The 16,971-nt window shown below is 37.3% G+C and carries 9 protein-coding genes and 2 rRNA genes; 5 read left to right on the forward strand and 6 right to left on the reverse strand.

All coding sequences use genetic code 11. From position 1 onward, the window contains the following. The first annotated feature begins 15 nt into the window (after nucleotides 1-15). The 4 genes from porV (at nucleotide 16) to IWX84_RS04200 (ending at nucleotide 4,594) form a co-directional block, all read left to right on the forward strand. Nucleotides 16-1,185 (forward strand): type IX secretion system outer membrane channel protein PorV, encoded by a 1,170-nt coding sequence (gene porV / locus IWX84_RS04185; RefSeq protein WP_196849489.1) that lies wholly within the window; start codon nucleotides 16-18, stop codon nucleotides 1,183-1,185. Between the two features lie 75 nt (nucleotides 1,186-1,260). Next, nucleotides 1,261-1,743, forward strand: coding sequence for a cytidine deaminase (gene cdd / locus IWX84_RS04190; RefSeq protein WP_196849490.1), 483 nt, complete (start codon nucleotides 1,261-1,263; stop codon nucleotides 1,741-1,743). A 144-nt stretch (nucleotides 1,744-1,887) separates the two neighbouring features. Then, a complete protein-coding gene (pdhA, locus tag IWX84_RS04195) occupies nucleotides 1,888-2,886 on the forward strand; it encodes a pyruvate dehydrogenase (acetyl-transferring) E1 component subunit alpha (RefSeq protein WP_196849491.1) in 999 nt (332 codons plus the stop codon). Between the two features lie 7 nt (nucleotides 2,887-2,893). Continuing rightward, nucleotides 2,894-4,594, forward strand: coding sequence for a pyruvate dehydrogenase complex dihydrolipoamide acetyltransferase (locus tag IWX84_RS04200; RefSeq protein WP_196849492.1), 1,701 nt, complete (start codon nucleotides 2,894-2,896; stop codon nucleotides 4,592-4,594). Nucleotides 4,595-4,787: 193 nt separating this feature from the next. Here IWX84_RS04200 and IWX84_RS04205 read toward each other — a convergent pair whose 3' ends face one another. Continuing rightward, nucleotides 4,788-6,038 carry a glycosyltransferase gene (locus IWX84_RS04205; RefSeq protein WP_196849493.1) on the reverse strand — a complete coding sequence of 417 codons (1,251 nt, stop codon included), beginning with the start codon at nucleotides 6,036-6,038 and terminating at the stop codon, nucleotides 4,788-4,790. Between the two features lie 368 nt (nucleotides 6,039-6,406). On the opposite strand from IWX84_RS04205, the gene IWX84_RS04210 reads away from it, so the two are divergent. Then, a complete protein-coding gene (locus tag IWX84_RS04210; protein ID WP_196849494.1) occupies nucleotides 6,407-6,988 on the forward strand; it encodes a tRNA-(ms[2]io[6]A)-hydroxylase in 582 nt (193 codons plus the stop codon). 67 nt (nucleotides 6,989-7,055) lie between these two features. On the opposite strand, the gene IWX84_RS04215 is transcribed toward IWX84_RS04210, so the two are convergent. The 5 genes from IWX84_RS04215 to IWX84_RS04235 all read right to left on the reverse strand — a co-directional run. Continuing rightward, complete coding sequence (locus tag IWX84_RS04215) at nucleotides 7,056-8,924, reverse strand: OmpA family protein (RefSeq protein ID WP_196849495.1); 1,869 nt, start codon at nucleotides 8,922-8,924, stop codon at nucleotides 7,056-7,058. Between the two features lie 18 nt (nucleotides 8,925-8,942). Beyond that, on the reverse strand, nucleotides 8,943-9,860 hold the full coding sequence (locus IWX84_RS04220; protein WP_196849496.1) for a type IX secretion system membrane protein PorP/SprF: 918 nt from the start codon (nucleotides 9,858-9,860) through the stop codon (nucleotides 8,943-8,945). Between the two features lie 65 nt (nucleotides 9,861-9,925). Next, nucleotides 9,926-16,312 carry a gliding motility-associated C-terminal domain-containing protein gene (locus IWX84_RS04225; protein WP_196849497.1) on the reverse strand — a complete coding sequence of 2,129 codons (6,387 nt, stop codon included), beginning with the start codon at nucleotides 16,310-16,312 and terminating at the stop codon, nucleotides 9,926-9,928. 290 nt (nucleotides 16,313-16,602) lie between these two features. Next, nucleotides 16,603-16,712, reverse strand: a 5S ribosomal RNA gene (gene rrf, locus IWX84_RS04230). Between the two features lie 171 nt (nucleotides 16,713-16,883). After that, nucleotides 16,884-16,971 (reverse strand): 23S ribosomal RNA (locus IWX84_RS04235); the annotation flags it as partial.

Raw genomic sequence — 16,971 nt, forward strand, 5'->3', positions numbered from 1 at the left:
AATTTTTAAACAAAAATGAAAAAAATAGCTTTACTCTTTATCTGCTTTTTTATACTTTTTCTTGCAAAAGCGCAAGATAGAGTCATAACAACAGGGGTTCCGTTTTTATTAGTTTCTGCCGATGCTAGAGCAGCAGGTATGGCCGATGTTGGAGTGTCGTCTTCCGCTGATGCCTTTTCACAACAGTGGAATCCAGCAAAATATGCATTTTCGACAGACAAACAGGGTTTTTCTATTAGTTACACTCCCTACCTTACCGACTTGGTAAATGATATTTCATTGGGACAATTAACGTACTACAACAAACTTAATGAAAGAAGTGCGTTTGCAGGAAGCCTGCGTTATTTTGGCTTAGGGAACATCGAACTTCGTGAAACCGGCAATCCTGATGAAGTACCTAGAATAGTTTCTCCAAACGAATTTGCACTTGATGGATCTTACTCATTAAAACTGAGTGAAAGATTTTCAATGGCCGTTGCAGGAAGATATATTCATTCCAGTTTAAAAGTTGCAACAGATAATGGAGATGCATCACCGGCAACCTCATTTGCAGTTGACGTAGCAGGTTTCTACCAATCGGAGGAAATAGCTTACAGTAATTTTAACGGAAGATGGAGAGGCGGATTTAATTTTCAAAATTTGGGTCCAAAAATAAGTTATGATAATTCTGAATTTAGCACCAATTTTCTGCCTGCCAATTTAAAAATTGGAACTGGATTTGACTTTATCTTAGATGACTATAACAAAGTGGCTTTAAATGTAGAATTCAATAAGTTATTAGTCCCAACACCTCAAAATCCAGATTTAAATGGAGATGGAACTATAACCGCTGAAGAACGAGCACAAAACTTAGAAGACTACCGCAGAATTGGTTGGGTTTCTGGTGTTTTCAAATCATTTGGTGATGCTCCCGACGGTTTCAGCGAAGAACTAAAAGAATTTACTTATGCAGCTGGTGCTGAATATTTCTATCAGGATTCATTTGCAATGCGTATGGGATATTTTCACGAAAGCCCACAAAAAGGAGCTAGACAGTTTTTCTCACTTGGAGCAGGATTTAAATATAATGTCGTAAAAGTAGATGTGTCTTATTTATTCTCCGCTTCAAAAGTAAAAAACCCGTTAGAAAACACACTTAGATTTTCACTTACTTTCAACTTTGGTGAGAAGTATGACGAATATTAGTAATAATAAATTTATAACAACTATAAATCCAAATTTCAACATCATGAAATTTGGATTTTTTTTCCTGTAAAAATAATGAAAGAAATTACCATAACAACTCAATTTACCGTTTTCGATTCGATTAATGATTTGCCAAAAGACGTCCACAGTCTTATGGAAGAAGCGGTTGCCATAAGAAAAAAAGCATATGCACCATATTCAAAATTTAGAGTAGGCGTAGCTTTAGCTTTGGATAACGGAAAAATTATACAAGGCTCAAATCAAGAAAATGCCGCTTATCCTTCAGGACTTTGTGCAGAACGTGTCGCTATTTTTTATGCGGGATCGATTTATCCAGAAGCAAAAATTTTAAAAATGGCAATTACTGCCGCTTCAGACACTAATAAAACGACAACCCCAATTCCTCCGTGCGGTTCTTGTCGACAATCTATTGCAGAATATGAGATAAAACAAGACACTCCAATAGAAATATACTTTATGGGAGAAGAAGGCCAAGTATACAAATCGGCATCGTTAAAAAATTTACTTCCATTTATGTTTGACAAAAAATTCCTTTAAAAAACCCAAAAACTAGTCTATAAATTTCACTTCTTAGTTGTAATGTCTTATTTTTGCTTTTCGCAAATTTGTGTGAGGAAACTATTTTGCGTTATAGGTACGAATTGATAACACAATAACGCTTAAGCAAAAGAAACAATCCAAATGAAAGAAGTTACAAAAGAGGTTTATTTAAAGTGGTATGAAGACATGCTGCTTTGGAGAAAGTTTGAGGACAAACTTGCAGCATTATACATTCAACAAAAAGTTAGAGGATTTCTACACTTATATAATGGTCAGGAAGCAGTTCTTGCAGGCGCTTTGCATGCAATGGACTTGTCGAAAGACAAAATGATTACTGCCTACAGAAATCACGTTCAACCAATAGGAATGGGCGTAGACCCAAGACGTGTAATGGCAGAACTTATGGGAAAAGTTACCGGAACTTCAAAAGGAATGGGTGGCTCGATGCATATTTTCTCAAAAGAACACCGTTTTTATGGCGGACACGGAATTGTAGGTGGACAAATTCCTGTAGGAGCGGGATTAGCTTTTGCAGATAAATATTTTGAAACTGGCGGAGTTACTATGACCTATTTTGGCGATGGTGCAGCGCGTCAAGGTTCTTTACACGAAGCTTTTAATATGGCGATGTTATGGAAACTTCCGGTAGTATTTATTGTAGAAAATAACGGTTATGCAATGGGAACATCTGTCGAGAGAACCGCTAATCATACGGATATTTGGAAACTAGGTTTAGGATACGAAATGCCTTGTGGACCAGTTGACGGAATGAATCCTGTAAAAGTTGCCGAAGCAATGACGGAAGCTATTGATAGAGCTCGTCGTGGTGATGGACCAACATTTCTTGAAATGAAAACGTACCGATATAGAGGTCACTCTATGTCCGATGCACAATTATATCGCACCAAAGACGAAGTAGAAGAATACAAAAAAATTGATCCAATTACCCAAGTTTTAGATGTAATAAAAGATCAAAACTACGCTACAGAAGAAGAAATTGAAGCAATCGATCAACGAGTAAAAGATTTAGTGGAAGAATGTGTAAAATTCGCCGAAGAATCTCCTTATCCTGAAATTCAACAATTATACGATGTAGTATACGACCAAGAAAACTATCCATTTTTACCTCACAAATTATAAATCAATTATGGCAACAATTATAACAATGCCTCGTTTGAGCGATACGATGACGGAAGGAACGGTAGCGACTTGGCTTAAAAAAGTAGGTGACAAAATCAGCGAAGGAGATATCCTTGCAGAAATTGAAACTGACAAAGCAACAATGGAATTTGAGTCGTTCAATGAAGGAACTCTTTTATATATTGGTATCCCAGAAGGAGAAACTGCACCAGTAGATTCTTTACTTGCAATCATAGGGAATGAAGGCGAAGATATTTCTGCTTTGATAACAGGAAAGACTGCTCCTGTAACGGAAGAAGCAAAACCTGCTTCTGCAGATACTGCAACTGAACCTAAAGCCGAAGCTGAAAAGGCAGAAACTACAACTGCTACTCCTGCAACAGCAGCAGCGCCAACAGTAGTAGCACCAACATCAGCATCACTTCCTAAAGGAGTTGTAGTAGTTACTATGCCTCGTTTAAGTGATACAATGACTGAAGGAACTGTCGCAACTTGGTTAAAAAAAGTAGGTGATAAAGTTGCCGAAGGAGATATTCTAGCTGAAATCGAAACCGATAAAGCAACTATGGAATTTGAATCTTTCAACGAAGGAACTTTATTATACATTGGAATTCAAGAAGGAAATTCGGCTCCAGTTGATAGCCTTTTAGCAATCATAGGACCAGAAGGAACTGACATTAGCGGAATTGCATCAAATTATAAAACTGGCGGAGCGCCACAAGCGGCTCCTGCAGCAGAAGAAGAAAAAGAAACATCTTCAACAGAAAAAGAGACTGAACCAATTGTTCAAGAAGCATCAACTGATGGACAACGAATTTTAGCATCACCATTGGCAAAGAAAATTGCGAGTGACAAAGGAATTCAATTGACACAGGTAAAAGGGTCTGGTGAAAATGGACGTATCGTAAAAAGCGATATCGAAAACTTTACACCAACAGCCAGTCAACCTGCTGCGACGGCTCAACCAAAAGAAACTGCAAAAGCGGAAACTGCTACTGCACCAAAAGTATTTGTTCCTGCCGGAGAAGTTTTCACGGAAGAGATCAAAAATTCGCAAATGCGAAAAATCATAGCCAAACGTTTGGCAGAATCTTTATTTACGGCACCTCATTATAACTTAACGATTGAAGTTACAATGGATGAAGCAATGAAGTCAAGAGTAATAATCAACAGCATTCCGGATACCAAAGTTTCTTTTAACGATATGGTTATCAAAGCTTGTGCGATGGCATTAAAAAAACATCCAAAAGTAAATTCTCAATGGAAAGAAGATGCAATCACCATCAATCACCATGTGAATGTTGGAGTAGCCGTAGCTGTTGAAGATGGATTAGTAGTACCTGTATTGAAATTTACAGATGCAATGAGTTTATCTCAAATTGGCGGAAGCGTAAGAGATCTTGCCGGAAGAGCTAAAAATAAAAAGTTATTACCGACTGAAATGGAAGGAAGTACTTTTACAGTTTCTAACCTTGGAATGTTTGGAATTGTTGAATTTAATTCTATTATCAACCAACCGAATTCTGCTATCCTATCTGTAGGCGCAATTGTAGAAAAACCAGTGGTTAAAGACGGTCAGATTGTGGTAGGAAATACGATGATGTTATCTTTGGCTTGCGATCACCGTACTATTGACGGCGCAACTGGAGCTCAGTTTTTACAAACCTTGAAACAATATATTGAAAACCCAGTGACTATGCTTGCATAAGTACTGATTCTATATAAAGCCAAAACCCGTCTCGTTTTTCAGAATGAGACGGGTTTTTTATTTTTGGCATGTCCCCGCTTCCACTATTGTTACAGCGCGGTCAGGTTGTACGCTATATCTTTTATTTCATTGCATTCCATAAAAGGATGCCGCTTCCATCCCTAATGCGAAACTATTTTAAATATGCCAACTACTATTTATTTTTCTCCTCAATCCACTTCGCCATGTACTTCGTGCTTTTTAAAGTATGATGTTGCAACAATTCGCCCATAAAATTGTTCAAACGATGTTGCGGTAAATTACTTTGAAGGCTTTGTATTTGCTCTTTAAAGTCAGCTTCAAATAATGCTCTTAGATAGCGAGTATTGATAATAGCCATTCCATTTTTTTGAGCTTGAAGCCAAGTATTTTTGTCCTGAAATAATTCTACCGCTTTATCTGCAAAAAGTTGCGGATCATCCTCGACAAAACCATTCCAGGGCAAATTTCCTTGCATCGATTCGGCACCGATAGTTGTTGTTGCGCTTGGCGTTCCGCATTGCATCGCTTCCAATAATTTTCCTTTTATGCCAGCCCCAAAACGCAAAGGCGCTAAAACAACTCGGCCATTTCGAACGACTTCCTGCGCATCATCTGCACGGCCTTTGATCAGAAATCCCTCTTTTACGTTATTCAATTGCAACACTTTTTGCGAAGGATACGCACCATAAATATTTAAAACAGCATCAGGTAATTGTTTTTTTATAAGAGGCCAAATGGTTTCTTTCAAATATTGAACGGCATTCCAATTCGGCTCGTGAAGAAAATTTCCAATAAAAACAAAACCGTTCCGCTCTTCAAAAGATGGTAATTTATCGAAAGTTATAACGGTTATGGGTTCTAATAAAAAAGGCAAATAATACAATAGATTTTCATCGATTTTAAATACAGAAGTCAACAGTTCAATTTCAAATTCAGAAATCATTAAAGATAAATCACATCTCAAAATACTGGCAATTTCTCGTTTTGCTACTTCTTCAACAAACAAATCTGTAGTCTGAAACAAACGATTTTCTTTGAATGCTTTTTGCCGCGCCAATCTCAAACAGTGTAAATCTTCGGTATCCAGTAATCGCACTGCATTTGGACAATTTTCGGCAACACGCCAACCAAATTGTTCTTCCATCATAAAACGGTCAAACAAAACAATATCGGGATTTAACTCTTTTACGAAAACATCAAAACTGGAACAATTTAAAGTAATTGATTTCTTGTCAACACCATATTCCTTTAAATCAACCATAAAATCACTGTCTTGAGCCGGACTGGCAAACGTAATTTTAAAATCCTCTTCCTTGAAAAACGAAATTAATTGCATCATCCTTCCTCCTGCCGCTGACGAATTGGGTTCAGGCCACACAAAACCAATAATTAAAAGTTGTTGCACTTGATTTAAAATTTGCATAAAGTTATGCTTGCAAAATAATACTATTTTGATGGGATTTCGGCAGATAATTTGTTTTTAAATTTTTTGTTGTCGCTGTACTTTAATTGTTTTTTGGAGTAAAAACAGTGTTGTTTATGCTAATCCGCGTGAGGGACAGCAGTGAAAAGCCCGGAGTCCCGACGCAGCGAAGCGAAGTCGGGACGAGGACTTGCAACGGATTGCCCGACAGCACTAAAAAAATGGCTAAACGGTTTTTGTGATTTTGCCATTTTTTTAGTGCTGGCACGCCCAAATTATTTAAAAGCAAATTCATTAAGCATTTCAGTTATAACCAATAAAAATCAGGTAGAAAACACTAATTTTGTACCCAAATAAATTGCAATATCATGTTAGGATTAAAATTAGCCACAGACCCGCGTTGGGTAAATATAGTCGAATCAAACATTGAAGAAATCTTGACGGATCATGCTTGGTGTGAACAAAAAGCGGCATCAAATGCCATTAGTTTAATAGCTTACAACTCCGAGTTAGAGGAAATGGTAACCGAATTATTAGTTATTGCAAAGGAAGAATTGGATCACTTGCAATTAGTTCATAATTTAATCAAGAGCAAAGGCTTAACCTTAGGACGGGAACGCAAGGACCATTATGTGAATGAGCTTTTCAAATTCATGAAAAAAGACGGCAGTCGCAGAGATGCCTTGGCGGAGCGTCTATTGTTTTCGGCCATGATTGAAGCGAGAAGTTGCGAGCGTTTTAAAGTACTTTCAGAAAACATAAAAGATCCGGAACTCGCTAAATTCTATCGTGATTTAATGATTTCGGAAGCGGGACATTACACCACTTTTCTTGGCTTTGCCAGAAAATATGCGGATAATGTTGATGTTGACAAACGGTGGCAAGAGTGGATTGATTTTGAAACTTCAATCATTACAAACTACGGAAAAAACGAAACCGTACACGGTTAAAAGTTTTAAAATAATGGAATAAAAAAAGGGATGTCTTTCGAACATCCCTTTTTTTATTCATTAAATATTATTTAACAATCATAAATTCAGACCTTCTGTTTAATGCGTGTTCTTCTTCTGTGCAATTCTCTTTGCAATCAATTTTCAGTTCTGATTCTCCAAAACCTTTTGCTGATAATTTATCCGCGGTAATTCCTTTTGAAATAAGATATTGAACTGTAGAATTGGCTCTTTTTTGTGAAAGATCTATATTATATTCATCAGTACCTCTCGAGTCAGTATGTGATTTAATATAAATAACTAATTTATCATTTTGAGACATCGCGTATGCCAGTTTATCCAATTCAGCAGCGCCTTGCGGCGTAATCACGCTTTTGTTATTATCAAAATAAATTGGTTTTAAAATAATTTCTGTTTCCGTAACTATCATTTCAATTGGATCAATAAGCGCTTCTATAGTTTGTTTTCCTTTCTCAATTTTAGCAAGAGGAAATGATTTAGTTACAAAACCGTCTTTGTAAACATCAATCGAAAATTGGCTTTGACAACTTGTATTATATGAAGCTTCTCCTTGATCATTGGTTGTTTTAGTGTCTAAAACGTTTTTATCAGCATCTAAAAAAACCACTCTGGAATTAGCTAAAAGAGCACCAGTTTTAGAATTTTTTACGATTGTGGTCATTTCTGATTTACAAACAGGAATTGAATTATAAATATGATCCGTCCCTGATCTATTACTAGACAAGAAGCCAATATTTTTATCTTTATTAAAGCTAAAAGCAAAATCATCTTTTTCTGTATTGACAGGACTTCCCATGTTAGTTGGCGTCTCATTTTTATTTAAATCCGCATAAAAAACATCTAAACCACCAAAACCCATTAGAGCATTTGAAGAAAAGTAGAGAATACCTTCATCAGATACATATGGAAAATTCTCGTCTCCAACCGTATTTATTTTGTCACCAAGATTCTCCGGAGTTCCAAAACTACCATCGACATTCACAGCTACTTTCCAGATGTCAGTACCTCCTATTGAGCCCGGCATATTTGAAGCAAAATAAAGAGTCTTACCCTCTTTGTCTATTGATGGATTACCAGTAGAATAATTTTTACTATTAAATGGAAGCGGAGTAATTAATGTCCATTTTCCATTGTCTTTAACAGCTTTAAATAGACTTACTTGTCCGAATTTTAATTTTTTAGTTTTATCTTTTACAAATAGTTTTTCATTAAAACTTTCACTCGAAAAATAAACAGTGTTCCCATCTTTGGTCATTGTCAATGGACCTTCGTGGTATACCGTATTTAATTCTGAAATTGCAGTTGGTTCTGAATACGTTCCATCTACTTCATTATAATTTGACTCATACAAATCTAAAAAAGGTTCGTTATTCCAACCATAAACTTTATTAGTCTCGTCCCTTGAGCTTGCAAAATAAATTACGTTGCCATAAAGTGCCGCACCAAAATCAGATTTTCCAGAATTCAATGCTATTTTATTTACATCAAATAATTTTTCTTTATTTTTTAGTTTGGCAAGATAATCCCGATTATTATTGAATTCTATTGCTCTTCTATCAGTAGGTGACATCACAACAAATACTTTCATTTGGTCATCTGATTCGACATATTTACCATTTGACTTTAACATCTGAGCATAGTTGTAGTGAGTTTCTGCATCTTGTTTAGACTCGATGGCTTTTGAATACCACTTTTCTGCTTCAACTGTATTAGACATGTTATAATAACAATCTCCTAGCTGTTTGTAAACATAAGAATCAGAACTTCCTTTTTCAACTAAGGACAGATATTCCTTAGCAGCAGACGCATATTCGTATGAGCCAAAAAGTTTATCTGCGTTCTTCGTATCTTTATTTTGTGCTGTTAGTGAAATACACGTTAGTACAAAAAACAATAGTATAGTAATTTTTTTCATTAATTGTAAAGTTTAATATTAGAAAAATCTTGGAGAACGTGAAACTTTTTTCGAAGTGAATAAGTCGTATAACAAAATAAATTCATGGGAGGACGAAGTAGTTACCTTCAAATCAGAAACAATATGATCATAGGCATAACCTATTCGCAACTCTGGTGTAACTGCAAAATTCACCATTCCACCAAAACTATCTTGTAATCGATAAGTAGCACCTATTTCGAATTTTTCTTTATACAAAAAGTTTGCAGAAACGTCCAAGGAAGGAGTCACATTGAATGCTGATTTCAGCATAAATGACGGTTTAAATTTCAAATCATAATTAACGTCAAAAACATATCCTGCTGTTAAAAAATAATGAGACACATCAGAACCATATTGACGTCCGTTATAATCTAAATGCGCCGATTTTAGCATATTTGGAACAGAAAAAGACACATAATAATTGTCTGTGTAATAAAAAGCTCCCGTCCCTAAATTCAGGGATGCGTCATTAATATCTTGTCCAAAAATACCTTCGGAGGGATCTGGCAGTGAAGATTGAATATCTCTTAGACCCACTTGATGAAATGAAACACCCGCTTTTAATCCAAGTGCTAATTTGCCGGTTTCATTTACTTGTAATGTATAAGAAAAATCCCCAAATACGTTTTGTTCCGTCACAGGACCAATTTTATCTGATATTAAAGACAATCCTACCCCTACATTATTCCCAACAGGAGTATCTCCAGAAAAAGTAAAAGTGCTTGGAGCCCCTTCGATATTTACCCATTGTTTTCTATACAAAAGACCAAAGGAAATACTTTCCTTAGAGCCCGCATAAGCTGGATTTACTACATTCAAATTATACATATATTGAGTATAATGGGGGTCTTGTTGCGCTTTCACATCCATATAAGCTATAAGAACTAAAAGAGAAGTCAAAAATATTTTATTCATATCTATTTGTTTTTCGTTTTATTCGCCCAGAAGATATTGGTGGGCTTCAAAAATAAATTAATTTACTATTTTTCTCTGATTAGATATATCCAGCCAGTTTTTGTTTCTCCTTTATTAAGTTCCATTACATAGTAATACGTTGCACTTGGAAGATCCTCTCCTTTATTTGATTGTCCTTTCCATTGGTCTGTATAATCCGATTGATTGTACACTTTAATACCATATCTATCAAATATTTCCAATTTTTTTACATCCAATAATCTTAAATCGAAGTAATCATTCGAACCGTTACCATCAGGTGAAATTCCTTTTTGAATATTACAATAGATCGTTTCCACTTTAACATTTTTTGTTGTTTCACAACCTGTTGCAGTTGAGATTATTGTTAGCGTATAATTTAAGGGGAAAATTTCTTTTTCAGACGTAGAAGCAATCAAATTCGAAACATTTAAAATATTAGAATTTGTTCCTACTATCAATCCTGAACTGTCTTTCCATTGAAAATCTACATTATTTGGATCGTACGAATTAGATAACGGAGTAGCTGTTAACACATAATCTTTATCCTCACAATCTCCGTTAATTTCAAATTGAATTTGCTGAGGAATAGGTCTAATCGTTTGAACAGCGCCTTTAACATCGCAAGAAGTATTGTTTTTAAATCGTACACTTATTGTATAACTGCCTGATGGTACATTTGTAAAAATTGGATTATCTTGAAATCCACTACCAATACTATACTCAGCACCAGCTTGTGCAACAATACTTATTTCTCCTGTTGAATTAGTACATGTAGGTTGCTTGGTAATTGTTGCAGTTGGTATTACAGGAATTGCTGTTATACTTAAAGTTACTTTAGTTCTGGAAGCACTTAGACATTTTCCAATTGATGACTCAGCATAATAAGAAACGGTTCCTACACCTACTTGTGTTGGATTGGATACTACACTTCCACCTACTAAAGCTGTGTACCAAGTAATATTATTACCAACTGCTGTTGCGGTCAATGTCTGAGTAGAAGTTCCATTTGAACAAACAGTCTGATTACTTGCGATTGGATTTGGCACTACACCAACAATTGTCAAAGTTACTGGTGTACGAGTAAAACTTGGACAAATTCCGCTTGATGATTCTGCGTAATAAGTTATCGTACCGACGCCAACTTGTATTGGATTTGCTACAACACTTCCTCCAACTGCAGCAGTATACCAAGTAATAGAATTACCAACTGCCGTTGCTGTTAAAGTTTGAGTCATTGTTCCATCCGTACATTCTGTTTGATCTCCACCACTTACTGGTACATTTGGTCTTGCATTTATTGTTAGACTTACTGCAGTACGTGAAGCACTTGCACAAGATGTTGTATTATTTACCGATTCAGCATAATAGGTAATGGTTCCTAATGAACTTAAAGTAGGATTTGGCATTACATTTCCTCCAGTTAAGGCATCATACCAAACTATTGATTCTCCTGCTTGGGCGGTTGCCGTGGCGGTCAAAGTTTGAATAGGTGAAGTAGCACATGCCGTTTGATCTCCTCCGCTTACCGGTACAACTGGTTTTGGATTTATAGTTAAGGTTACTGCAGTTCGGGAGCTACTTACACATGGTGTGGTGTTTTTTGCCGATTCCGCGTAGTAGGTAATCGTACCTAATGAATTTAGTGTAGGATTGGATATTACATTCCCTCCAGTTATTGCATCATACCAAACGATCGTTTCTCCTACTTGAGCGGTTGCCGTAGCGGTCAAAGTTTGAATAGGTGACGAGGCACATACGGTTTGATTCCCTCCGCTTACTGGAACAACTGGTGTTGGATTTAAAGTTAAAGTAACTGCCACACGTGATGGACTCACACAAGAAGTTGTATTATTTACCGATTCAGCATAATAGGTAATGGTTCCTAATGAACTTAGTGTAGGATTTGGCACTACATTTCCTCCAGTTAAGGCATCATACCAAACTATTGATTCTCCTGCTTGGGCGGTTGCCGTGGCGGTCAAAGTTTGAATTGGCGATGAAGCACATACCGTTTGATCTCCTCCGCTTACCGGTACAACTGGTTTTGGATTTATAGTTAAGGTTACTGCAGTTCGGGAGCTACTTACACATGGTGTGGTGTTTTTTGCCGATTCCGCGTAGTAGGTTATGGTCCCTATTGAACTTAGTGTAGGATTCGATACTACATTTCCTCCAGTTAAAGCATCATACCAAACGATTGTCTCTCCTGCTTCAGCGGTTGCCGTGGCGGTCAAAGTTTGAATAGGTGACGAAGCGCATACGGTTTGATTCCCTCCGCTTACTGGAACAACTGGTGTTGGATTTAAATTTAAACTAACGGCCACGCGTGAAGCGCTTGCACAAGATGTTGTATTATTTACCGATTCAGCATAATAGGTAATGGTTCCTAATGAACTTAAAGTAGGATTTGGCACTACATTTCCTCCAGTTAATGCATCGAACCAAACTATTGATTCTCCTACTTGGGCGGTTGCCGTGGCGGTCAAAGTTTGAATTGGCGATGAAGCACATGCCGTTTGATTTCCTCCGCTTACCGGTACTATTGGTTTTGGATTTATGGTTAAGGTTACTGCAGTACGTGAGTTACTTACACAAGGTGTGGTATTTTTTACCGATTCCGCGTAGTAGGTAATCGTACCTAATGAATTTAGTGTAGGATTGGATATTACATTCCCTCCAGTTATTGCATCATACCAAACGATCGTTTCTCCTGCTTGAGCGGTTGCCGTGGCGGTCAAAGTTTGAATAGGAGATGAAGCGCATACGGTTTGATTTCCGCCGCTTACTGGAACAACTGGTGTAGGATTTAAGGTCAAACTAACGGCCACACGTGATGGGCTTGCACAAGAAGTTGTATTATTTACCGATTCAGCATAATAGGTAATGGTTCCTAATGAACTTAAAGTAGGATTTGGAACTACAATTCCTCCGCTTGAAGCATCATACCAAACTATTGATTCTCCTGCTTGGACGGTTGCCGTGGCGGTCAAAGTTTGAATTGGCGATGAAGCACATACCGTTTGATTTCCTCCGCTTACCGGTACAACTGGTTTTGGATTAATAGTTAAGGTTACTGCAGTTCGGGAGCTACTTACACATGGTGTGGTATTTTTTGCCGATTCCGCGTAGTAGGTTATGGTTCCTATTGAACTTAGTGTAGGATTCGATACTACATTTCCTCCAGTTAAAGCATCATACCAAACGATTGTCTCTCCTGCTTGAGCGGTTGCCGTGGCGGTCAAAGTTTGAATAGGTGATGAAGCGCATACGGTTTGATTCCCTCCGCTTACTGGAACAACTGGTGTTGGATTTAACGTTAAACTAACGGCCACGCGTGAAGCACTTGCACAAGAAGTTGTATTATTTATTGATTCAGCATAATAGGTAATGGTTCCCAATGAACTTAAAGTAGGATTTGGCACAACATTTCCTCCAGTTAAGGCATCATACCAAACTATTGATTCGCCTGCTTGGGCGGTTGCCGTGGCGGTCAAAGTTTGAATTGGCGATGAAGCACATACCGTTTGATCTCCTCCGCTTACCGGTACAACTGGTTTTGGATTTATAGTTAAGGTTACTGCAGTTCGGGAGCTACTTAAACATGGTGTGGTGTTTTTTGCCGATTCCGCGTAGTAGGTAATCGTCCCTAATGAATTTAGTGTAGGATTGGATATTACATTCCCTCCAGTTATTGCATCATACCAAACGATCGTTTCTCCTACTTGAGCGGTTGCCGTAGCGGTCAAAGTTTGAATAGGTGACGAGGCACATACGGTTTGATTCCCTCCGCTTACTGGAACAACTGGTGTTGGATTTAAAGTTAAAGTAACTGCCACACGTGATGGACTCACACAAGAAGTTGTATTATTTACCGATTCAGCATAATAGGTAATGGTTCCTAATGAACTTAGTGTAGGATTTGGCACTACATTTCCTCCAGTTAATGCATCGAACCAAACTATTGATTCTCCTGCTTGGGCGGTTGCCGTGGCGGTCAAAGTTTGAATTGGCGATGAAGCACATACCGTTTGATCTCCTCCGCTTACCGGTACAACTGGTTTTGGATTAATAGTTAAGGTTACTGCAGTTCGGGAGCTACTTACACATGGTGTGGTATTTTTTGCCGATTCCGCGTAGTAGGTAATCGTCCCTAATGAACTTAGAGTAGGATTTGATACTACATTTCCTCCAGTTAAAGCATCATACCAAACGATTGTCTCTCCTGCTTCAGCGGTTGCCGTGGCGGTCAAAGTTTGAATAGGTGACGAAGCACATACGGTTTGATTCCCTCCGCTTACTGGAACAACTGGTGTTGGATTTAAAGTTAAACTAACGGCCACGCGTGAAGCACTTGCACAAGACGTTGTATTATTTACCGATTCAGCATAATAGGTAATGGTTCCTAATGAACTTAGTGTAGGATTTGGCACTACATTTCCTCCAGTTGATGCATCATACCAAACTATTGATTCTCCTGCTTGGGCGGTTGCCGTGGCGGTCAAAGTTTGAATTGGCGATGAAGCACATACCGTTTGATCTCCTCCGCTTACCGGTACAACTGGTTTTGGATTTATAGTTAAGGTTACTGCAGTTCGGGAGCTACTTACACATGGTGTGGTGTTTTTTGCCGATTCCGCGTAGTAGGTTATGGTCCCTATTGAACTTAGTGTAGGATTCGATACTACATTTCCTCCAGTTAAAGCATCATACCAAACGATTGTCTCTCCTGCTTGAGCGGTTGCCGTGGCGGTCAAAGTTTGAATAGGTGATGAAGCGCATACGGTTTGGCTACTAGCACTTGGGGTTAATGGCGGAGCATGCAACTCTACCTTTATATCAGCTGTTGATTTGAGACATACCCCATTACTGATAGTCCATGTGAAAACATATATTCCGTCTAAACTAACTGTAGCAGTAGATGCCCCGCTATTTACAGCACTAAAAATTACCGTACCTGGCCCCGATGTTACTGACCAGACGCCGGTACCTATTATCGGAGTATTAGCCCCGAGTGGAGCACTTGTTAATGTACAATTATATTGATCGGCACCGACTGTGGCCGGTGTAGGTTTTTCATCTAAATTAATTGAAATACTTGCTTCTTTATAACAAGGAATTAAGGCATCTGCAGAAACAACTACCGGATTTGGATCTCTAAAATTATAATCAATAGCAACATTTCCATAATCCAATACACTCGTTAATTCTGGACTTAAAAAAGAATTTGTTACAATATCATTTTGCATTGTAAGTGCAAAAAATTTAATATCCCCTTGCGTATAACCAATTTGTGTTTTCAAAACTGACATTTCAAACCCAAGATCATAATCAGTAATTCCTGCATTCGCAGCATTAGCACCAAGAATAGGTGTAGGAAGAGTTATAATTGAATTCCCTGTTCTAAGCTCTATAATATCCGATAGATAGTTCGTCCCCAAATCATTTTTTGACACAACAAGACAATAATCAGCCTCGAAATAAGAATCGAACCTATTTGCATTTTTATTGAAAAAATTAAAACCTCTCACAGTTGGTGATAAACTGGCAACATCACCAAAATTAGACAAATTGAATCCACCTGGTTTTGTATCCAAAAACAACAACATAGTTCCAGTTCCTTGCAACTTACCTGATAAACCAAATACTAAATCCTTTTCGGTGGCACTAATTTTAATAGCATTAACATACGCATCAGTTGCACTAAAAGATAGTGGAGCAGAAAGCACATTATCTTCCATTACCCCTTTTCCCCATGCTTTTTCAGTTATCACGCCATCAAAAGTAACTCCATATCTTGTCCTAACACTAACAATCTGACCTTTCTTTAATGTATTTGTTGTAAATGTTCTATTTATAGACATAGGCTGAGCAACTACACCATCAACTGAAAATTCAAAAAAGTCTGCTCCATTATTTGCAGTAAAAGTTAAGGGAGTTCCTTCACAAACTGGATTATCAGAAGGAGAAACAACTAATGTAACTGCTGGCGGAGCAACAAATACGGAAGCCACTACTGGAACCCTTATACTGTAATCAGCGCCAGAATGACTCCATACATAATAAGTCTTCGTTTGACTTATACTTGGACTATAAATAGCACCTGTAAACAATACAGTATTTGATGTTTGACTATCAAACCATTCAATTATATCTCCACTACCACCTGATGCAGCCATAAATACCCTTACCGTCAAATCCGCCTCTTCTTTACAAGCACTTCCTGCAGTAGTCCTTGGAGGTGGTATAAGAGCATTCGACTTAGCAGTTTTTAGATCTTTATTCGATTTTTTAATCGTATCAGCTAAATTAGTGGTCAATAAAACCTGTAAATTTATTTTTGAATTACTAAAGGTTTGTTCAAAATTCTTAGCGCTAATTTTATTTCCAAAAAACGAAAAAAATAGTAAAAATAAAAGTAATTTATTTTTCATAGAATAAATTTTGTTGTTAATATAAACGACGAGATATGTTTAAATTTTAAAAAAAATAAAAGTATAGTTTTATTTTGGTTAAGCGAATAAAAAATTAATATATAATTAACATTATTATAAACAATTTAAAATTTTGGTTTTAAATAAAAAAGATCCATTCTTTTTTACGCAAAAACCCCTATTCAAATACACGAATAGGGGTTTTTGGAAATTCCAAACAAGATATAAAACAAAAAACCCCGTTCGTTAGAACGGGGTTTTTAAAGAATCTGAAACGAGTTCAGATTAAAGAAAGGCGACGACATACTCTCCCACATAACTGCAGTACCATCTGCGCAGGCGGGCTTAACTACTCTGTTCGGGATGGGAAGAGGTGAGCCCCGCCGCAATAACCACCTTAAGAGGTTATAATTGCTTTGGGCAATTACTTGCAAGTCGTAATTCGTAATTATGAATTCGTAATTGCAATAATATCTTAACATACTGAGATAAAGAAAAATTTTGTAGTTCCTGAAGCTAGTTCAGGATAAAAGAAAGTTTTTTCCTGTGCCCCGAAGCGCACAGGAAAAGCGTACATAAGCTTACGGGTTATTAGTACTACTCGACTATGACATTACTGCCTTTACATCTATAGCCTATCAACGTAGTCATCTCCTACG

This window comes from Flavobacterium sp. CG_9.10, assembly GCF_015752245.1.
In the GTDB taxonomy this organism is placed as follows: domain Bacteria; phylum Bacteroidota; class Bacteroidia; order Flavobacteriales; family Flavobacteriaceae; genus Flavobacterium.